Below are 20,292 nucleotides of genomic sequence, written 5' to 3'. Positions count from 1 at the left end.
TCAACGCGCTCCGCTACACCGAGCAGGGGCGCATCCTGATGGCTGCCGGCGGCGCGCCGACCGGCTGCTGGTCGAGGTGTGGGACACCGGCCCCGGAATTCCCGACGACCAGATGACCGCCATCTTCGAGGATTTCTACCGCTGCGGCACCGACCAGCGCGACAGCGCCGGCGGGCTGGGGCTGGGGCTGTCCATCGTCCGCCGCACCGCGCAGATTCTCGACCATCCGGTGACGGTGCGGTCCCGCGTCGGGCGCGGCACGGTGTTCGCCGTCAGCGTGCCGCTCGTCCTCCAGGCGGAGTCATTTGTCTGACTCCAGGCGGAGTCGATGGCCTGACTCCAGGCGGAGTCGATGGTCTGAAGCCGGAGTCCGGGGCGCCCGCCGATTGTCCGTGACGCGCCGCAAAAATCGTGGCAATGCCGCCGCCACCGGAGATTTCTTGATTCCGGACGTGCAAGTTTCCGCTATGCTGCACACGCTCACTGTTTCGAAAAGAACCCAGTAACCTCACTGTAACAAGAGCTTAGTGCAGTCTTTGACATAGGTCATTGGGGTGCGGCGTGCACTGCGGTATTTCTGGCGCCCGAAGAGCTTTGCCGTCGCACCCGCCGCAATGCTTGAGCGTCTTTGGATCGCTTTTGCTTCGGGTGCGAAGGAATAACCAAGAAAGGTTCCGGCCTTCCTGTGAGCGAAGGAACCGGAATCGGGAGGACACGGCCCAAAACCGGACCGGGAAACCAGGGCTCCGGCGCCGCGATCCTTGTGAGGAGCTTGAGATGGACACCGCCACCGCCGCCTTCGCGTCCGACCTGTACGGCCGCAGCGGCACCGCGCAGAACGGCAACAACGGCAGCACCATGATCGAAAACATCACGTTCGACGAAATCCGCATCGGTCAGCAGGCCAGCCTGTCGCGGCGCCTGACCATGTCCGACATCGAGCTGTTCGCCACGGTGTCCGGCGATCTGAACCCCTCCCACCTGGACGAGAACTACGCCGCCGACCATCTGGTGGTCGGCCACAGCATGTGGTCCGCCTCGCTGGTCTCGGCGGTGCTGGGCACGCTGCTGCCGGGGCCGGGGACGGTCTATGTCGGCCAGGATCTGCGCTTCCACCACCGCGTCCTGCTGGGAGACGTCGTGACCGTGACCGTCACCGCCGCGTCGAAGGACGAGGCGCGCAAGACGGTGCTGTTCGACTGCGCCGTCACCAACCAGGACGGCAAGACCATCATCTCCGGCACCGCCGAGGTCGTCGCCCCGACCGAGAAGGTGGTGCTGGCCGCCGCCGAGCTGCCGCAGGTGCAGGTCATCCGGCATGACGGCCACGAGCTGATGCTGAAGAAGTGCGAGTCGCTGCCGCCGGTGCCGACCGCCGTCGTGCATCCCTGCGACGAAAGCTCGCTGCGCGGCGCCGTCGAGGCCGCCGAGGCCAACCTGATCGACCCGGTGCTGGTCGGGCCGGAATCCAAGATCCGCTCGCTCGCCGAGACCTACGGCCTGAACATCGCCCGCTTCCGCATCGTCGACGCGGCGCACAGCCACGCCTCGGCCGAGACCGGCGTCCGTCTGGCCCGCACCGGCGAGGTCGAGGCGGTGATGAAGGGCTCGCTGCACACCGACGAGCTGATGGGCGAGGTCGTCCGCAAGGAGACCGGCCTGCGCACCGGCCGCCGGCTCAGCCACGTCTTCGTGATGAACGTGCCGACCTACCCGCGGCCGCTGCTGATCACCGACGCGGCGATCAACATCTACCCGACGCTGGAGGACAAGGTCCACATCGTCCAGAACGCCATCGATCTGGCCAAGGTGCTGGGCGTCGACGTGCCGCGCGTCGCCATCCTGTCGGCGGTCGAGACGGTGAACCCGAAGATCGCCTCGACGCTGGAGGCGGCGGCGCTGTGCAAGATGGCCGACCGCGGCCAGATCACCGGCGGCATCCTCGACGGCCCGCTGGCCTTCGACAACGCCATCAGCCGCGAGGCGGCGATCACCAAGGGCATCACGTCGGACGTGTCGGGCAAGGCCGACATCCTGCTGGTTCCCGACCTGGAGGCCGGCAACATGCTGGCCAAGCAGCTCTCCTTCCTGGCCCACGCCGACGCCGCCGGCATCGTGCTCGGCGCCCGCGTGCCGATCATCCTGACCAGCCGCGCCGACAACGTGCGCACCCGTCTGGCCTCCTGCGCCGTCGCGGTGCTGTCGGCCGCCGCGCGCCGCCGCGGCGCCGCCCCGGCCGCCGAGTGAGGGGAGGGCGGTCATGAGCGCCATCGCCAGCAAGGCCATCCTCGTCATCAACGCCGGCTCGTCGAGCTTGAAGTTCACGCTGTTCCGCGACAGCGGGCAGGGCGATCCGGTGGTCGCCGTGAACGGCCAGATCTCCGGCATCGGCACCGCGCCGGTCTTCGAGGCCAAGGACGCCGAGCGCCGGCCGCTCGCCTCCAAGGCCTGGCAGGCCGGCGAGGCGTCCGACCGCACGGCGCTGCTGCGCCACCTGCTCGACTGGATCGAGGAGCGGCTGGAGGGAGCGACCCTCGTCGCCGCCGGCCACCGGGTGGTGCATGGCGGCGTCCGCCACGCCGCCCCGGTGCTGGTGACCCCGGCCGTGCTGGAGGAGCTGGAGGGGCTGGTCCCGCTGGCCCCGCTGCACCAGCCGCACAACCTCGCCGCCATGCGGGCGCTGGCCGAGGCGCATCCGGAACTGCCGCAGGTCGCCTGCTTCGACACCGCCTTCCACCGCGGCCAGCCCTGGCAGGCCGGCATGTTCGCCATCCCGCGCGAGCTGACGGATGAGGGCGTGCGCCGTTACGGCTTTCACGGGCTGAGCTACGAGTACATCGCCCGCCGCCTGCCGGAGATCGCGCCGGAGCTGGCCGATGGCCGCGTCGTCGTCGCCCATCTCGGCAGCGGCGCCAGCATGTGCGCGATCCACGCCGGGCGCAGCGTCGACAGCACGATGGGCTTCACCGCGCTCGACGGGCTGCCGATGGGCACCCGCTGCGGCGCCATCGATCCCGGCGTGCTGATCTATCTGATGCGCCAGAAGGGGCTCGACGCCGGGGCGATCGAGAAGCTGCTCTACAACAGGTCGGGGCTGCTCGGCGTGTCGGGCGTGTCGAACGACATGCGCGCCCTGCTGGAGAGCGCCGATCCCCACGCCGAGGAGGCGGTGGAGCTGTTCTGCTTCCGCATCGCCAAGGAGACCGGCGGTCTGGCCTCCTCGATGGGCGGCATCGACGCGCTGGTCTTCACGGCCGGCATCGGCGAACGCTCGTCCCCGGTGCGGGCGCGGGTCGGCGACAAGCTGGCGTGGCTCGGCGTCACGATCGACGAGGCGGCGAACACGGCCAACGCGGTGAAGATCTCGACCGCCGACAGCCGTATCCCGGTCTACGTCATCCCGACCGACGAGGAACGGATGATCGCGCTGCACACCCGCAACGCGCTGGCGCGGTAAGGGGAAGGCGCGGAAGACAAGCGCGTCTCTTCACTTTTCCGTCATGCCCGGCCTTGAGCCGGGCATCCACGCGCACATCCCAAGCGCGCTCGTCATGGCCGGGACAAGCCCGGCCATGACGAGACACCACTCACCAAGCCCGTCGGGACATTCGCCGAACCTCGGTCTGTTCCTCACGCGCCCGCCAGAAACGCAGGCGCAGGCGCGGAGCCAGAAGCCAGGCGATGGGGGCGGCGAAGACGAAGCTGCACACGACCACCAGCGGCAGCAGGGTCATGGCCTGTTCCATCAGATCCGTGGACAGCACCAGAAGGGCGCCGGCTCCGAACAGGACGGCGTTGATCATCCCGAAAATCAGGCTCGCGATGCGGAAGCGCGTGGATAATCGCATGGGCATGACGGGTCTCCGGAAAAGTGGGGTTCATCGGGCTTTTCCGTTTCAACCGCCGCGAATCGAAATTGTTCCTTGCGCCATCAAGCCGGGTGTCGTTGGGCTCCCCCCACCCCAACCCCCCGCGCGAGCGGGGAGGGCCGGGGTGGGGGCACAGGTTGCCGAACCCGCCCGCTACCGGTTGGCCCGCCACCACGCCATCAGGCCGGTGGTCGAGCTGTCGTGCGCGCCCTCCCTCGGGCCGGCGGTCAGCTCCGGCAGGATGGCGCCGGCGAGCTGCTTGCCCAGCTCGACGCCCCACTGGTCGAAGCTGTTGATGTCCCAGACGATGCCCTGGACGAACACCTTGTGCTCGTAGAGCGCGATCAGCGCGCCCAGCGCCGCCGGGGTCAGGCTCTTGACCAGGATGGTGTTGGACGGCCGGTTGCCGGGGAAGACGCGGTGGGGGACCAGCGCCTCGACCTCCTCCGGTGCCTTGCCGGCCTTCGCCATCTCGGCGCGCACCTCGTCGGCGGTCTTGCCGCGCATCAGCGCCTCGGCCTGGGCGAAGACGTTGGACAGCAGGATGCGGTGATGCGCCCCGGCCTCCGCCCCGATCGGGTTGTGGCTGGCCGCCGCCGCGATGAAGTCGCAGGGGATCAGCGAGGTCCCCTGGTGGATGAGCTGGTAGAAGGCGTGCTGGCCGTTGGTGCCGGGCTCGCCGAACAGCACCGGGCCGGTGTCGTGGTCGACCGGCTCGCCGCCGCGCGTCACCGACTTGCCGTTGCTCTCCATGTCGAGCTGCTGGAGGTAGGCGGCGAAGCGGTGCAGATACTGGTCGTAGGGCAGCACCGCGTAGGACGAGGCGTCCCAGAAATTCCGGTACCAGACGCCGAGCAGCCCGAGCAGCGCCGGCATGTTGCGTTCCAGCGGCGCGGTGCGGAAATGCTCGTCCATCGCGTGGGCGCCGTCCAGCAGCTCGGCGAAGCGCTCCGGCCCGATGGCGATGGCGATGGGCAGGCCGATGGCCGACCACAGCGAGTAGCGGCCGCCGACCCAGTCCCAGAAGCCGAACATGTTGGCCGGGTCGATGCCGAACTTGACCACCTCCGCCTCGTTGGTCGAGACGGCGACGAAATGCTTGGCGACGTGCGCCTCGTCACCCGCGCTCTCCAGGAACCAGCGGCGGGCGGAATGGGCGTTGGTCAGCGTCTCCTGCGTCGTGAAGGTCTTGGAGGCGATGACGAACAGGGTGGTGTCGGGGTCGAGCCACTTCAGCGTCTCGGCCAGATGGGTGCCGTCGACGTTGGAGACGAAATGCAGCGCCACATGCGGGTGGGCGAAGGGTTTCAGCGCCTCCGTCACCATCACCGGGCCGAGGTCGGAGCCACCGATGCCGATGTTCACCACGTCGGTGATCGGCTGGCCGGTGTAGCCGGTCCACGCCCCGTCGCGCACCGCCGTGGCGAAGGCGTTCATGCGCTCCAGCACGGCGCGGACGTCCGGCATCACGTCGCGCCCGTCGACCCGGACCGGCCGGTCGGAGCGGTTGCGCAGCGCGGTGTGCAGGACGGCGCGCTTCTCGGTGAGGTTGATCGGCTCGCCGGCGAACATGCGGTCGCGCCAGCCCTCGACGTCCTGCTGCCGGGCGAGGTCCAGCAGCAGGCCGAGCGTGTCCTTGGTGGCGCGGTTCTTCGAATAGTCGAGGAACAGCCCGGCGGCTTCCAGGCTGAAGGCGTCGAAGCGGCCGGGATCGGCGGCGAACAGGTCGCGCATGTGGGTGTCGCCGAACTCGCGGCGGTGCTGGGCGAGCGCCGCCCAGGCGGGCGAACGGGTGAGCGCGGTCATGATGCTTTGGACTCCTTGCGCGATGGTCCTTTGACGCGGCGCGCGAAGCCTAGCACCGACCGCCATGGGCGGCCACGCGCCAAAACGCGCGAGACCCGGCCCACCGATGGGCTAGGCAACTTGTCCAGGGGCGGGCTGTTGCTGGTCTGACCATGCAAAGGAGACACGTCATGTCGGACAAGCCCAGCGATACGGTCGGCGACGTCCCGCCGGTTCCCACGCCGGAGGAGCGCGAGGAGCAGCGCGAGCGCGACGACCGTCCCGACCAGATCGGCATCATCCCCGGCAAGGTTCCGGGCAGCCCGGTCGAGCCGGGCGACCCGCGCTTTCCCGGCAGCCAGCCGGATTTGGCGTGAGGGAACGGAGCGCGGAGGGCGGGATCAGCTTCCGCCTTCCAGCGTCTTCGTCGGGGTGACGCCCTCGGGGCGGCCGACCAGCACGGTCAGCAGCGTGGCGGGGTCGAGCAGCCGCTTGGCGACGCGGCGGATGTCGTCCTGCGTCACCGCGTTGATGTAGCGGTCGCGCTGGTCGAGATACCCGATGCCCAGCCGGTCGCGCTGGACCTGCAACAGGATGCGGGCGATCGACTGGGTCGAGCCGAGTTGCAGCGGAAAGGAGCCGGTGAGGTAGGTCTTGGCGTCGGCCAGCTCCTCGTCGGTCAGCCCGTCCTTGGCCATGCGCGCCCATTCCTGGCGGATGATGTCGAGCGCCTGCCCGGCCTTGGCGTTGACGGTGGAACCGCCGGCCATGACCAGCGCCGTGTGGTCCATCGGGATCAGGTAGCTGTAGACGCCATAGCTGAGGCCGCGCTTCTCGCGCACCTCCTCCATCAGCCGCGAGCCGAAGCCGCCGCCGCCCAGCACATAGTTCATCACGCTGGCGGCGTACCAGTCGGGATCGTCGCGCTTCACGCCCGGCTGGCCCATCAGCATGACGGTCTGCGCGGTCGGGCGCGGCGCCAGGATGGTCTCGCCCAACCCCTTCGGCGTGACGTCGGGGATGGTGGCGACCGTCGTCTTGGCCGGCAGCCCGCCGAAGATGCGGTCGAGCGCCTTGGCCAGATCGTCCGGGGCGATGTCGCCGGCCGCCGCCACGACCAGCCGGTCGCGGCCGAACTGGCTCTTCACGAACCCGCGCAGGTCGTCGGCGGTGATGCGCGGCAGGCTGTCGAGCGTGCCGCGGATCTCGCCGCCATAGGGATGGTCGGGGAAGGCGGTGCTGTAGAACAGCCGGCGGCCGACATAGTTGGGGTCGGCGAGGTCGCGCTTCAGGCTGGAGAGCACGGCCGCCCGCATGCGCTCGATCGCCTCGGTTTCGAAGCGCGGTTCGGCCAGCGACAGGCGGGCCAGGTCGAAGGCCTCGTCGCGGCGGTCGCTGAGGGTGCGCAGCGAGCCGCTGAAGGCGTCGCGCCCGGCGCTGTAGCTGAGCGAGACGGCGCTGTCCTGCAAGCGGGTCTGGAAGGCCTGCGAATCGTAGGGGCCGGCGCCCTCGTCGAGCGTGTGGGAGGCGAGGTTGGCGAGCCCCTCCTTGCCCTGCGGGTCGGTGCCGCCGGCGCCTTCGAAGGCCCACTCCAGGGCGATGACCGGAACCTTGTGGTCCTCGACCAGCCACGCCTCGATCCCGCCGGGACTGACGACGCGCTTGATGTCGATGGCCCAGGCGGAGGGGGCTACGGAGAGCACGGTGAGGACCAGGGCCGTGGCGGCGACGAGCGAAGTCCGGTGAAGCGCGTTCATCCTCAGCTGTCCTTTCCCTGGAGCGGCAGCAGCAGGCCGGTGACGTGGTTGGTCTTGCCCAGCACCGCCTTCGCGGCGGCGTTCACCTGGGCGGCGGTCACGGCGTCGATGCGCACCGGCCAGCTCTCCACGTCGTCCAGGCTCTGGCCGGTGGCGAGCGCCGCGCCCAGCGTCTGCGCCGGGCCGGTCAGGCTGTCGCGGGCATAGGCCGCCTCGGCCAACATCCGCTTGCGGGCGGTGGCGACCTCCTCCTCCGTCACGCCGCCCTCGGCGGCCTTGCGCAGCTCCGCCCACAGCGCGGCTTCCAGCTTGTCCATCTCGACCCCGGCGGCCGGGGTGGCGCCGGCGCTCAGCGTGCCCATGTCCCAGGCGTCCGGGTTGTAGCCGAGCCAGGCCGAGGTCGCGATCTTCTGCTCCACCACGAGGCTGCGGTAGAGGCGCGAGGTCGGGCCGCCGCTCATGATCTCGCTCAGCACCTGGAGCGGGTAGGCCTGCTGCTCGGGGTCGAGCCGGTAGGAGGGGGCGATCCAGATCCGCCGCACCGACGGCTGCCGCACCTCGGCGTCGCGCAGCGTGACGCGGCGCTCGGCGGAGATCGGCGGCTCGGTGACGCGGTGGCGTTCCGGCACCGGGCGGGCGGGGATGGCGCCGTAATACTTCTCGGCCAGCGGCTTCAGTTCCTCGGCCGAGACGTCGCCCGACACCACGAGGATCGCGTTGTTGGGGGCGTACCAGGTCTTGTAGAAGCGCTCGGCCTCCTCGCGGGTCAGGTTCGCCATCTCCTGCGGCCAGCCGATCACCGGGGTGCCGTAGGGGTGGTGGACGAACAGGGTGGCGTTGATCTGCTCGCCGATGCGGTCGGCCGGCTCGTTCTCGATCCGCTGGCGGCGCTCCTCGATGATGACGTCGCGCTCGGGGTAGACCACCGCGTCGGTCAGCTTGAGGTTGGACATGCGGTCGGCCTCCATCCGCATCACCAGCTCCAGCCGGTCGCGCGCGACGTTCTGGTGGTAGGCTGTGTAGTCGTAGGAGGTGAAGGCGTTGTCGCGCCCGCCATTCTTGGCGACGATGCGGCTGAAGGCGCCGGCCGGAACCTCGTCGGTGCCCTTGAACATCAGATGTTCGAGGAAATGGGCGATGCCGGAGACGCCGCGATCCTCGTCGGCGGCCCCCACCTTGTACCAGACCATGTGGGTCACGACCGGCACGCGGCGGTTGGGGATGACCACCACCTGCATGCCGTTGGCCAGCGTGAAGCTTTCCGGGAAGAACACCCCCTTTTCGGCGGCCTGGGCCGGGGGGGCGAAGGCCGGCGGCAGCAGCGTGACCGTCAGGGCGAGCAGACCCGACGCGAGGACGCGGCGGGCGGACAGGGCGGCGGGCATGGAGGCTCCCCGAATGAAGGACGGGCCGCAGAGGGACGGGCCCGAATCGAAAGGGGCGCCTTCCATGTGGAAGGCGCCCCCGGAAACTGGTGTGGCGGCCGGCTTAGAACAAGCCTTCCAGCGGCGCCTTGCGCTTGCGCTCGATGGTCGGGGTGGTGGTGCCGTCCACCGAGCGGCCCTGGGCCTGGGCCTCGCGCAGGCGCTGCTGCTCCTGCTTCGGATCGACGATGGAGAAGGGCTGCTCCTGGCTCTGCCAGAACAGCAGGCTGTCGATCCAGCTCTTGTCGGCGACGATGAGCTGGGTGGTCTCCTGGTCGACCTTGTTGCGGATGTTCGGGTCGATGCCGTCCCGCGCGCTGGCCTGGGCGACCAGCGCGCTCTCGCCGGCCGAACCGCCCGTGGCCGGGGTTCCACGGCCGCGCGATGAGCCGCCGAAGACGGCGCCGGCGGCGACCTGGGTCGGGGTGGAGTCCTGCGGGCGCGCCGCGCCGGGGCGCGGCTTGGGCAGGTTGGCCTGCATGCTGGGCGGCAGCGTCAGCGGCGCGCGGGAGACGACGGAGAACTCGTCCGGGCTCTGCCGGTCGAGCCCGATGGACCGGCGGACGTCCGAGCAGCCGGCGAGCGCCAGCGCCGCGAGCGCCAGCCCGAGCAGGGGGCGCAGGGTCCGGGAAGGGGAGAAGGCGGAAGGGATGCTGGTCACGTTCGGATTCCGTCGTCAGTCAACTGGCCGCGGCCGGGGAGAGAGCCCGCCCCCTTATAGCGCTTTCGGTCGGGGATTTCTTACGACTTTTCGCGGCCGGCGACCAGACTGTCGATCAGCAGCAGGACGACGCCGACGCTGATGCCGCTGTCGGCGACGTTGAAGGCCCAGAAATGCCACGAGCCGACGTGGAAATCGAGGAAGTCCGCCACCGCGCCGAAGCGCAGCCGGTCCACCACGTTGCCGACGGCGCCGCCGATGATGAAGCCGATGGACAGCGCCACCAGCAGGCGTTCCGCCTGCCGCAGCCAGATCACGAGGCTGACGGTGATGACGGCGGCGATCCCGCTCAGCACATAGGGCATGTAGGATGCCCCGCTGGCGAAGGTGCCGAAGCTGACGCCGTAGTTCCACACCAGCACCAGGTTGAAGAAGGACGTGACCTCGACGACATGCGGCACGGGCTGCATCACCACGTCGAGGATCCACCATTTCGTGAGCTGGTCGAGCGCCACCACGGCGACGGCGACGATCAGCCCGAACAGGGTGTAGGAGCGGGGTGTGGCGCTGGTGAAGGCGTTCATCGGACGGTCTCCCCCTCTCCCCCCCGGCGCAAGCGCAGCTTGCGCCGCCGACAGGCGAAGCGAAGCTGCGCCGAAAGGCGGGGAGAGGGTCGGGGTGAGGGGGACGCGCGGCGAGAGGCGTCCGGCAAGCGGAACCCCCTCACCCTAACCCTCTCCCCAGGGGGGAGAGGGAATGGACGCGCGGATGCGGAGAAGCGGATCATTCCACCGCGTCGGAGCAGCGGACGCACAGCGTCGGGTGGGCGGCGACGGTGGAGACCTCCGGCAGGACCTTCCAGCAGCGCTCGCACTTCTCGCCCTCGGCCAGCGCCGGGGCGACCGCGATGTTCGCCACGTCGGGCAGGGTGAAGGCCCCCTCGGGCGCCGTCCCGTCGACGACGGTGATCGCCGAGGTGATGCAGACGTCCTGGAAATCGACGTCGGCCAGCAGCGCCCTGGTCGCCGCGTCGACATACACCGCCGGGTTGGCTTGCAGGGACGAGCCGATCTTCTTGTTGGCCCGCTCCAGCTCCAGGGCGCCGGTGACGACGCGGCGGACGTTGCGCACCGCCTCCCACTTGGCGGCGAGCGCGTCGTCGCGCCACTCGGCCGGGATGGCCGGGAAGCCGCGCAGATGCACGCTCTCCTCGCTCCAGCCATCCCCCTCCGTCAGGCCTTCCGGACGGGCCAGCCACGCCTCTTCCGCCGTGAAGCAGAGGATGGGGGCGAGCCACGCGGTCAGCGCCGAGAACAGGTGCTCCATCACCGTCCGCACCGACCGGCGGCGCACCGAATCGGGAGCGTCGCAGTAGAGGCTGTCCTTGCGGACGTCGAAGTAGAAGGCCGACAGCTCCACCGCGCAGAAGTTGTGCAGCGCCACGAACAGGGCGTGGAAGTCGTAGGCCTCGATCTTCTCGCGGACCGTGGCGTCCAGCTCGGCCAGACGGTGCAGGACCCAGCGCTCCAGCTCCGGCATCCGCGCCGCCTCGATGCGCTCGGCCGGGCTGTAGTCGGCGAGCGCGCCCAGCAGGTAGCGCAGCGTGTTGCGCAGGCGGCGGTAGAGGTCGGCCTGGGTCTTGATGATCTCCTTGCCGATCCGCAGATCCTCCGAATAGTCGGAGTTGATGATCCACAGCCGCAGGATGTCGGCGCCGTACTGGTCGCAGATTTCCTGCGGAGCGACGACGTTGCCCAGCGACTTGGACATCTTGCGGCCCTGCTCGTCGAGCACGAAGCCGTGGGTCAGCACCGCGTTGTAGGGCGCGCGGCCGCGCGTGCCGCAGCTTTCCAGCAGCGAGGAATGGAACCAGCCGCGGTGCTGGTCGGAGCCTTCCAGATAGAGGTCGGCCGGCCAGGCCAGTTCCTCCAGCCGCTGCTCCAGCACGAAGGCGTGGGAGGAGCCGGACTCGAACCAGACGTCGACGATGTCCTTGACCTGCTCGAACTCGTCGGCGCGGTAGCCGTTGCCGAGGAAGTCCTGCGGGTCGCGGGCGAACCAGGCGTCGGCGCCCTCGCGCTCGAAGATGTCGGCGATGCGGGCGAAGACGTCCGGGTCGCGCAGGATGGCGCCGTCGGCCTTGCGGACGAACAGCGCGATCGGCACGCCCCAGGCGCGCTGGCGGCTGATGCACCAGTCGGGCCGGCTCTCGATCATCGAGCGGATGCGGTTCTCGCCCTGCTCGGGCACCCAGCGGGTGTCGGAGATCGCCTGCAACGCCGTCTTGCGCAGGTCGTTCGTCTCCATCGAGATGAACCATTGCGGCGTGGTGCGGAAGATCAGCGGCGCCTTGGAGCGCCAGGAATGCGGGTAGCTGTGCTTGATGCGGTTGCTGGCGAGCAGCGAGCCGCTTTCCTCGAACTCGGCGATCACCGCCTTGTTGGCCGGGCCGGGCTTGCCCTGGTCGGTGTAGACCGCCAGGCCGGCGAAGAGCGGGACATGGGCGTAGTAGCGCCCGTCCTCGCCGACCGTCTGCGGCACCTCGATGCCGTGGGCCTGGCCGAGATGGAAGTCGTCCTCGCCGTGGCTGGGCGCGATGTGGACGAAGCCGGTGCCGGCGTCGGTGGTGACGAAGCCGCCGGGCAGCATCGGCACCTTGAAGTCGTAGCCCTTGCGGGTCAGCGGGTGGTGGCAGAAGGTGCCGGCCAGCCGCGAACCGGGGAAGCGGTGCAACTGGCGCCACTCGGTGATCCCGGCCTCCTTGAAGACCGATTCGGCCAGCGCGGTCGCCATCACGAGCCGCTCGCCGACCACGCCCTTGCTGCCCTCGGCGACGGCCAGGACCTTGTAGGTGGCGTACTCGATCTCGTCGCCATAGGCGATGGCCCGGTTGGCCGGCAGGGTCCAGGGGGTGGTCGTCCAGATGACGATGCTGGCCTCGTCGATCTCCGGCGCCGACGAGCCCCACACCGCGAAGCGGGCGAAGATGGTGGTCGAGGTGTGGTCGTGATACTCGATCTCGGCGTCGGCCAGCGCGGTCTTCTCGACCACCGACCACATCACCGGCTTGGCGCCCTTGTAGAGGCCGCCGTTGGCCGCGAACTTGTGGATCTCGCGGACGATCTGGGCTTCCGCCGGGAAGGTCATGGTGGCGTAGGGCTGTTTCCAGTCGCCCTCGACGCCCAGGCGGCGGAACTCGTCGGCCTGGATGCCGACCCACTCCTCGGCGAACTGGCGGCATTCGGCGCGGAACTGGATGAGCGGAACCTCGTCCTTGTTCTTGCCGGCCTTGCGGTACTTCTCCTCGATCTTCCACTCGATGGGCAGGCCGTGGCAGTCCCAGCCGGGGACGTAGTCGGCGTCGAAGCCCTGCATCTGCCGGGTGCGGACGATGACGTCCTTGAGGATCTTGTTGACCGCGTGACCGATGTGGATGTTGCCGTTGGCGTAGGGCGGGCCGTCGTGCAGGACGAACTTCCTGCGGCCCTTGGCGCCGGCGCGCAGCTTGCCGAACAGGTCCATCTCGGCCCAGCGCTTCAGCAGCTCGGGCTCCTTGGTCGGCAGGCCGCCGCGCATGGGGAAGTCGGTGCGGGGCAGGAAGACGGTCGATTTGTAGTCGCGGGTCATGTCGGATCCCTGGGGGGAAAAGGCGTCACCATCGGGCGGCGCAACCGGCCCCCGACGCACGATAAGGGTCTCGATCCCGGCCCTCCTCAGAGAGCCGGGCCGGTAATTCGCGCGCGAAGCGCAAGGATCCGCAGAGAGACGTCCATGGCGCGGGATATTAGCGGCGTGTGCGGTGCGGTCAAGACGGGCTCACGCAGTCTCAACCCCTTCCCGTTCCGGGAAAGGGCGGAGCGCCTGCCGGCGCTCGGCGGGCGGCCCCGCCGGTCGGCGCCATGCGCCTGGTCAGGTGGCGTCGGACCACAGCACGCCGCCGCTGGCCCAGTCGCTCTTCCTCACGTCCTGAAAGATGATGTCCACCGCCGAGGGCGGGCAGCCGAGCACCTTCACGGTGGCCTCGGTCAGCGCCTTGGCGTATTCGCGCTTCTGTTCGAGCGTCCGCCCCTCGAAGAGCTGGATGTTGATGGTCGGCATGGGGGTTTCCTCCGGATTCGCTGGTGGTTGGGACGGTCAGCGCAGGCTGTGGGCCGGGCGGGCGACGCGCAGCCGTTCCAGCGCCGCCTGGACGGTGGCCAGACGCACCGCCTCGCGGTCGCCGGGGAAGGTGTACTCCTTGGCGCGGGCGTCGCCGCCGCGCACGGCGGTGGCGATGTAGACGCGGCCGACCGGCTTTTCGGCCGACCCGCCGCCCGGCCCGGCGACGCCGGTCACGGCGACCGTCACGTCGGCCCGCGACATGGCGAGCGCGCCGACCGCCATCGCCACCGCCACTTCCGGGCTGACCGCGCCGTGGGCGTGCAGCAGGCTGGCCGGCACCCGCAGCATCTCGGTCTTGGCGATGTTGCTGTAGGTGACGAAGCCGCGGTCGACGACCTTGGAGGAGCCGGCGATTTCGGTCAGCACCCCGGCGATCAGGCCGCCGGTGCAGGATTCCGCCGTCGCGAGCAGATAGCCGGCAAGCCCGTATTCGGCCAGCGTCTGGGCGGCGAGGTCGCGGATGGTGTCGGGAAACATCGGCAAGGCACTCCCGGAACGTCTCGTGTGCGGCCCCGCACTGTAGCCTGGACTTGGCTCAGCCCGGAAGGCGGATGGTGGCGGCCGCCTGGGCGGCGATGCCCTCGCCCCGGCCGGTGAAGCCGAGCCGTTCCGTCGTCGTCGCCTTGACGCTGACCCGGTCGGGCGCGATCCCCAGGATTTCGGCGACGCGGGCGGCCATCGCCGCGCGGTGCGGGCCGACCTTCGGACGCTCGCAGATGATGGTGATGTCGGTGTGGGCGATGACGCCGCCGCGCGCCGCCACGAGGTCGGCGGCGTGGCGCAGGAACCGGGCGCTGTCGGCGCCGCGCCATTGCGGGTCGCTCGGTGGGAAATGGCTGCCGATGTCGCCGGCGGCGAGCGCGCCGAGGATGGCGTCGGTCAGGGCGTGCAGCCCGACGTCGGCGTCCGAATGCCCCTCCAAACCGTGCGTGTGCGGCACCCGCAGCCCGCACAGCGTGACGAACTCGCCGTCGGTGAAGCGGTGGACGTCGAACCCGGTTCCCGTGCGGATGTCGCCCAGCGAGGCGCCCTGGGAAGCCGTCAGGACGCGCGCGGCGCGGGTCAGGTCGTCGGGGGTCGTCACCTTGAAATTCTCCTCCTTGGCGGGCACCAGCGCCACCGCCAGCCCGGCCCGCTCGGCCACCGCCGCGTCGTCCGTCAGGGACAGGCCGGCGGCGTCCCGATGGGCGGCCAGGATGTCGGCGAAGCGGAAGCCCTGCGGGGTCTGCGCCCGCCACAGCCCGTCGCGGTCCACCGTTCCGGCCACCGTTCCGTCGGCGCCGCGCTTCAGCGTGTCGGCCAGCGGAACGGCGGCGATGGCGCCGGGGGCGTGCTCCAGCGCCGCGATCACCGCCGCGATGGTGTCGGCGTCGACCAGCGGGCGGGCGGCGTCGTGGATCAGCACGGCGTCGCAGCCGCCCCGTGTCGCCAGCGCTTCCAGCCCGTTGCGCACCGAGTCCTGCCGCGTGGCGCCGCCGGCCACCGGCTCCGGCAGGCCGAGCCCGGCGACGGCTGCGTCGTACAGATCGCGCCGGGCCGGATCGATGACGACCTGGACCGAGGACACACGCGGGTGCGACAGAAAGGCCTCCACCGTGCGGCGCAGGATGGGTTTTCCGGCGAGGTCGAGATATTGCTTGGGGCGTTCGGCCCCGAAACGCTGGCCGGTGCCGCCGGCGACGATCAGGGCGATGCAGAGGGTCATGGTGAGAACCGTATATCCATGCGTCGAGGACACTTGACGGGAACGCGGCGGAGCCTAGCCTGTCGCCGTGGTTCCGCCAAGACCCGCGACCCGCCCGCCACGCCCCGTGGACGGGCGGCACCGTGGATGAGCCAGCGTGACGCGCAGGGTCGGGCAAGCCGGTCGGTGGCGGCGGACAACGGGAGTATGATCGCCCTCATGTCGCAGAATCTTCTCTTGAGCCTCACGGCGCTGCTCACGCTGGTGCCGGCCTCGGTCTATCCCTACCGCCGCGCCGGCGGGCAGGGGGGCGAGGGGCGGACGCCGGCCTTCTGGGGGGCGCTGCTGCTGGCCGCCGCCGGTCCCGGCCTGTGGGCGGTGACGCAGGTGGCCGGGCAGTGGCAGACCGGCTTTTCGACGGCGCTGTGGGTGACGGTCGCCGCCAGCATGGCGCTGTTCGTCGGCTTCAGCGCCCTGCACCGCAGCGCGTGGCGGCTGTCGCCGCTGCTCTTTCCCTATCTGCTGGCGGTCGGCGCGCTGGCGACCCTGACCGAGGACAAGCCGGCTCCGGTCCTGCGCGGCGGCGCGCCGGGCATCTGGATCGACCTGCACATCGCCATCTCGGTCTTCACCTACGCCCTGCTGACGCTCAGCGCCGTCGCTTCGCTCGCCGCCTTCCTCCAGGAACGGTCGCTGAAGGCCAAGCGCCCGACGCCGCTGACCCGCTTCCTGCCGCCGGTGGCGGAGAGCGAGCGGCTCCAGGTCGGTCTGCTGGTGGCGTCGGAGGTGGTGCTGGGCGCCGGTCTGGCGACCGGCATGGCCGTGCTGTATTTCGAGCAGGGGACGGCGCTCCGCATCGACCACAAGACCATGCTGTCGCTGGCGACCTTCGCGGTGGTCGGCGCGCTGCTGATCGCCCAGTTCCGCACCGGCATGCGCGGGCGCACCGCCGCGCGCATGGTTCTGATTGCCTATCTTCTTCTCACGCTCGCCTATCCGGGCGTGAAGTTCGTCTCCAACATCCTGGTCGGGCAACCGGCCTGGACCTGATCGCCTTCCGGGCGGGCAAGGACGCGGAAGGGGTCGGCGGAGGGGCGATCGGGCCTTCGCGCTTGCACACTGGCGCATCCTTGTGCTAGTCTGCACAAAATCTCGGCAATTCGATTGTTTGCCCATCCCGCGGGCAGGTGCGGCAGGTACGAATGACCATACACATCGGTCCGATTGCGCTCGCCGGTCCCGTGATCCTGGCGCCGATGTCGGGCGTCACCGATCTTCCCTTCCGCCGTCTGGTCAAGCGTGCCGGCTGCGGCCTCGTCGTGTCGGAGATGGTCGCCAGCACCGCGATGGTCCGCGAGAACCGCCAGACCCTCCGTATGGTCCAGACGGAGCCGGAGGAGTTCCCGATGGCCGTCCAACTCGCCGGCTGCGAGCCCGAGGTGATGGCCGAGGCCGCCAAGCTGAACGAGGACCGCGGCGCCGCCCTGGTCGACATCAATTTCGGCTGTCCGGTCAAGAAGGTGGTGAACGGCCACGCCGGCTCCGCCCTGATGCGCGACGAGATCCACGCCGCGCGCATCCTGGAGGCCACCGTCAAGGCGGTGTCCATCCCGGTGACGCTGAAGATGCGCACCGGCTGGGACGAAACCAACCGCAACGCCCCGGCGCTGGCGCGCATCGCGCAGGAGTGCGGCATCAAGATGGTGACGGTCCATGGCCGCACCCGCGAGCAGTTCTACACCGGCTCCGCCGACTGGAGCTTCGTCCGCAAGGTAAGGGAGGCCGTGTCGATCCCGCTGGTCGTCAACGGCGACATCACGACGCTGGAGGATGTCGACCGCGCGCTGGCCGAATCCGGCGCCGACGGCGTGATGATCGGGCGCGGCGCCTATGGACGCCCCTGGTTCCCGGCGCAGGTCATGCGCCACCTCGCCACCGGCGAGCGGCTGCCCGACCCGTCGCTGGAGGAGCAGCGCGACACGCTGCTGGAGCATTTCGAGGCGATGCTGGTCCATTACGGCGCCGAGGGCGGCCTGCGCGTCGCCCGCAAGCACGTCTCCTGGTATTCGACCGGCCTGCGCGGCTCGAACGAGTTCCGCCAGGAGGTCAACCGCCTGTCGGACCCCGAGGCGGTGCGCCGCCACATCCGCGCTTTCTACGACCCGGCAATCGAAAGGATGGCCGCTTGATGGATTCCGTGCCGACCGCAGCATCCGCGCCGCGCCGCCGTCCCCGCGCCGGCGGGACGCGTCCGGGGAAGATCGACGCGTCCGTCGTGCTGAACGGGCTGCCCGATCCGGTCCTGGTGGTGGACGGGGAGGGCGAGGTCCGCTTCGTCAATCTGGAGGCGCAGGAGTTCTTCGACCTGTCGGCCAGCGTCCTGGAGGGCATGGCCCTGGCGGAGCTGCTGCCGCCCGACAGCCCGGTCATGGGGCTGATCGAGCAGGTGCGGCGCGGCAGCCGCCGGGTGTCGCAGGAGGGCGTCGTCATCGACACCCCGCGCATCGGCCCACACCATGTGACGGTGCAGGTCGCGGCGATGGGCGACCCGCCGGACCATGTGCTGGTGACGGTGCACGAGCGTTCCATCGCGCGGAAGATCGACAACTCGCTGACCCACCGCCACGCCGCCCGCTCGGTCACCGCGATGGCGGCGATGCTGGCGCACGAGGTGAAGAACCCGCTGTCGGGCATCCGTGGCGCCGCCCAGCTCCTGGAGGAGAACGCGCACGACCAGGACCGTGTGCTGACCCGGCTGATCTGCGACGAGGCCGACCGCATCGTGGCGCTGGTCAACCGGATGGAGGTGTTCTCCGACGAGCGCCCGCTGGAACGGACCGCCGTCAACATCCACACGGTGCTGGAGCATGTGCGCACCATCGCCCAGAGCGGCTTTGCCCGAAAAATACGCTTTGTCGAGCGTTACGACCCGTCCCTGCCTCCGGTTTACGGCAATCGCGACCAACTTGTGCAGGTTTTTCTGAATCTGATCAAAAATGCGGCAGAGGCTGCCCCGGAAACGGGCGGCGAGATCACGCTGACCACCGCCTACCAGCACGGCGTCCGCATGGCGCTTCCGGGTGGCGACACCCGGCTGCATCTGCCGCTCCAGGTCTCGGTTCAGGATAACGGCGACGGGATTCCGGAAGACTTGCAGTCGAACCTGTTCGATCCCTTCGTGACCAGCAAAGTCAACGGGACTGGCCTTGGTCTTGCATTGGTGGCGAAACTCATCGGCGATCATGGCGGAACCATCGAGTTCGACAGCCAGCCGCGCCGGACCGTCTTCAAGGTGTCGCTGCCCATGTATGATGAATCGCAGATTTCCCAGGCCGTCTCGCGGGTTCGGGGCGTTCGGGGGGGGCGTTGATGACTGCGGCGACCATTCTGATCGCGGATGACGACCGCGCCATCCGCACCGTGCTTACCCAGGCGCTCGCCCGCCTCGGCCACGAGGTCCGCACCACCGGCAACGCCGCCACGCTGTGGCGCTGGGTGGCGGACGGGCAGGGCGATCTGGTCATCACCGACGTGGTGATGCCCGACGAGAACGGGCTGGACCTGATCCCGCGCATCAAGAAGCTGCGCCCCGAGATGCGCGTCATCGTGATGAGCGCGCAGAACACGCTGATCACCGCCGTCAAGGCGGCCGAGCGCGGCGCCTTCGAGTATCTGCCCAAGCCCTTCGACCTGAAGGAGCTGGTGTCGGTCGTCGAACGGGCGCTGAACTCGAACACGCCGCCGGCCCCGGTGGCGAACGGCGACGCCGACGGGGACGAGCAGCTTCCCTTGATCGGCCGTTCGCCGGCGATGCAGGAAATCTACCGCGTGCTCGCCCGCCTGATGGGCACCGACCTGACGGTGATGATCACCGGCGAGTCGGGCACCGGCAAGGAACTGGTGGCCCGCGCGCTGCACGATTACGGCAAGCGCCGCAACGGCGGCTTCGTCGCCATCAACATGGCGGCCATCCCGCGCGAGCTGATCGAGTCCGAGCTGTTCGGCCACGAGAAGGGCGCCTTCACCGGCGCCACCAACCGTTCGACCGGCCGTTTCGAGCAGGCGCAGGGCGGCACCCTGTTCCTCGACGAGATCGGCGACATGCCGCTCGACGCGCAGACCCGCCTGCTGCGCGTGTTGCAGGAGGGCGAGTACACCACGGTCGGCGGCCGCACCCCGATCAAGACCGACGTCCGCATCATCGCGGCGACCCACCGCGACCTGCGCACGCTGATCCGCCAGGGGCTGTTCCGCGAGGATCTGTTCTACCGCCTGTGCGTCGTGCCGATCCGCCTCCCGCCGCTGCGCGAGCGGACCGAGGACATCCCGCTGCTGGTCCGGCATTTCCTGAACATCGGCATCAGCCAGGGCCTGCCGGCCAAGAGCATCGACCAGGGCGCCATGGACCGGCTCAAGCGCTACCGCTGGCCGGGCAACGTGCGCGAGCTGGAGAATCTCGTCCGCCGGCTGGCCGCGCTCTATTCGCAGGAGGTCATCAGCCTCGACGTGGTGGAGGCCGAGCTGGCCGACGCCACCCCGGCCGCCCAGCCGGTGGAGGAGCCGCAGAGCGAGGGCCTGTCCTCGGCCGTCGAGCGGCACCTGAAGGACTATTTCGCCGCCCACAAGGATGGCATGCCCTCCAACGGCCTGTACGACCGCGTGCTGCGCGAGATCGAGCGGCCGCTGATCTCGCTCAGCCTGTCGGCGACCCGCGGCAACCAGATCAAGGCGGCGCAGCTCCTCGGGCTGAACCGCAACACCCTGCGCAAGAAGATCCGCGATCTCGACATCCAGGTGATGCGCGGCATCAAGTGAGCCGATTCGCCCCGATCCCATGGGGCGTGCCATTTTTGTGACAGGCCGGTCGTCCAGTCCCACCCCCTTTGGGCATGACGGCTGGCCTGTCCGAAAGGCAGAGCGGTTGTCGCTTGGCAGTGCAGCAACAGAAGTG

General features: G+C 69.7%; 18 protein-coding genes. 8 read left to right on the top strand and 10 right to left on the bottom strand.

Going from position 1 to position 20,292, the window contains the following annotated elements:
• From JN22_RS28950 to JN22_RS28940, 3 genes are all read left to right on the top strand, one after another.
• Positions 1–313 (top strand): sensor histidine kinase (locus tag JN22_RS28950; protein ID WP_223677935.1); only part of this gene is annotated, 313 nt, incomplete at its 5' end.
• 545 nt (positions 314–858) lie between these two features.
• Positions 859–2,247: a bifunctional enoyl-CoA hydratase/phosphate acetyltransferase gene (locus tag JN22_RS28945; RefSeq protein ID WP_143268691.1), complete on the top strand. Its 1,389-nt coding sequence runs from the start codon at positions 859–861 to the stop codon at positions 2,245–2,247.
• 13 nt (positions 2,248–2,260) lie between these two features.
• Positions 2,261–3,457 carry an acetate/propionate family kinase gene (locus tag JN22_RS28940; RefSeq protein ID WP_085557161.1) on the top strand — a complete coding sequence of 399 codons (1,197 nt, stop codon included), beginning with the start codon at positions 2,261–2,263 and terminating at the stop codon, positions 3,455–3,457.
• Between the two features lie 130 nt (positions 3,458–3,587).
• Here the strand turns inward: JN22_RS28940 and JN22_RS28935 are convergent, their stop codons facing one another.
• The gene (locus JN22_RS28935) at positions 3,588–3,854 is read right to left on the bottom strand and encodes a hypothetical protein (protein ID WP_223677934.1); all 267 of its coding nucleotides are present in this window, start codon (positions 3,852–3,854) and stop codon (positions 3,588–3,590) included.
• 168 nt (positions 3,855–4,022) lie between these two features.
• Positions 4,023–5,675 carry a glucose-6-phosphate isomerase gene (pgi, locus tag JN22_RS28930; protein WP_085557160.1) on the bottom strand — a complete coding sequence of 551 codons (1,653 nt, stop codon included), beginning with the start codon at positions 5,673–5,675 and terminating at the stop codon, positions 4,023–4,025.
• A 170-nt stretch (positions 5,676–5,845) separates the two neighbouring features.
• Here pgi and JN22_RS28925 point away from each other — a divergent pair, with 170 nt between their 5' ends.
• Positions 5,846–6,031, top strand: a complete 186-nt coding sequence (locus JN22_RS28925; protein WP_085557159.1) for a hypothetical protein — start codon at positions 5,846–5,848, stop codon at positions 6,029–6,031.
• A 24-nt stretch (positions 6,032–6,055) separates the two neighbouring features.
• Here the strand turns inward: JN22_RS28925 and JN22_RS28920 are convergent, their stop codons facing one another.
• The 8 genes from JN22_RS28920 to JN22_RS28885 form a co-directional block, all read right to left on the bottom strand.
• The gene (locus JN22_RS28920; protein WP_085557158.1) at positions 6,056–7,411 is read right to left on the bottom strand and encodes a M16 family metallopeptidase; all 1,356 of its coding nucleotides are present in this window, start codon (positions 7,409–7,411) and stop codon (positions 6,056–6,058) included.
• 2 nt (positions 7,412–7,413) lie between these two features.
• Positions 7,414–8,796, bottom strand: a complete 1,383-nt coding sequence (locus JN22_RS28915) for a M16 family metallopeptidase (protein WP_085557157.1) — start codon at positions 8,794–8,796, stop codon at positions 7,414–7,416.
• 103 nt (positions 8,797–8,899) lie between these two features.
• On the bottom strand, positions 8,900–9,496 hold the full coding sequence (locus JN22_RS28910; protein ID WP_085557156.1) for a DUF3035 domain-containing protein: 597 nt from the start codon (positions 9,494–9,496) through the stop codon (positions 8,900–8,902).
• Positions 9,497–9,576: 80 nt separating this feature from the next.
• A complete protein-coding gene (gene lspA / locus JN22_RS28905) occupies positions 9,577–10,080 on the bottom strand; it encodes a signal peptidase II (protein ID WP_085557155.1) in 504 nt (167 codons plus the stop codon).
• A gap of 199 nt (positions 10,081–10,279) precedes the next feature.
• A complete protein-coding gene (ileS, locus tag JN22_RS28900) occupies positions 10,280–13,123 on the bottom strand; it encodes an isoleucine--tRNA ligase (RefSeq protein ID WP_085557154.1) in 2,844 nt (947 codons plus the stop codon).
• A gap of 282 nt (positions 13,124–13,405) precedes the next feature.
• A complete protein-coding gene (locus JN22_RS28895; protein ID WP_085557153.1) occupies positions 13,406–13,594 on the bottom strand; it encodes a 4-oxalocrotonate tautomerase in 189 nt (62 codons plus the stop codon).
• A gap of 36 nt (positions 13,595–13,630) precedes the next feature.
• Entirely contained in the window at positions 13,631–14,134 is a 504-nt protein-coding gene (locus JN22_RS28890) for a CinA family protein (RefSeq protein WP_085557152.1), read from the bottom strand.
• A gap of 58 nt (positions 14,135–14,192) precedes the next feature.
• Entirely contained in the window at positions 14,193–15,362 is a 1,170-nt protein-coding gene (locus JN22_RS28885) for a bifunctional 2-C-methyl-D-erythritol 4-phosphate cytidylyltransferase/2-C-methyl-D-erythritol 2,4-cyclodiphosphate synthase (RefSeq protein WP_085557151.1), read from the bottom strand.
• 198 nt (positions 15,363–15,560) lie between these two features.
• On the opposite strand from JN22_RS28885, the gene JN22_RS28880 reads away from it, so the two are divergent.
• The 4 genes from JN22_RS28880 to ntrC all read left to right on the top strand — a co-directional run bounded on the left by JN22_RS28880 (position 15,561) and on the right by ntrC (position 20,156).
• Positions 15,561–16,391 (top strand): cytochrome C assembly family protein, encoded by an 831-nt coding sequence (locus tag JN22_RS28880; RefSeq protein ID WP_085557395.1) that lies wholly within the window; start codon positions 15,561–15,563, stop codon positions 16,389–16,391.
• Positions 16,392–16,543: 152 nt separating this feature from the next.
• Positions 16,544–17,530: a tRNA dihydrouridine synthase DusB gene (gene dusB, locus JN22_RS28875; RefSeq protein WP_085557150.1), complete on the top strand. Its 987-nt coding sequence runs from the start codon at positions 16,544–16,546 to the stop codon at positions 17,528–17,530.
• Positions 17,530–18,711, top strand: coding sequence for a two-component system sensor histidine kinase NtrB (locus JN22_RS28870; protein WP_085557149.1), 1,182 nt, complete (start codon positions 17,530–17,532; stop codon positions 18,709–18,711). The genes dusB and JN22_RS28870 overlap by 1 nt, the downstream gene beginning before the upstream one ends.
• On the top strand, positions 18,711–20,156 hold the full coding sequence (gene ntrC, locus JN22_RS28865) for a nitrogen regulation protein NR(I) (protein WP_085557148.1): 1,446 nt from the start codon (positions 18,711–18,713) through the stop codon (positions 20,154–20,156). Before JN22_RS28870 ends, ntrC begins: the two co-directional genes overlap by 1 nt.
• The last annotated feature ends 136 nt before the right edge of the window (positions 20,157–20,292 follow it).

Source organism: Azospirillum agricola (assembly GCF_020005195.1).
Classification (GTDB): Bacteria; Pseudomonadota; Alphaproteobacteria; order Azospirillales; family Azospirillaceae; genus Azospirillum; species Azospirillum agricola.
The sequence above is the reverse complement of the archived record's forward strand: the minus strand, read 5'-3'. Positions and strand labels throughout refer to the sequence as shown.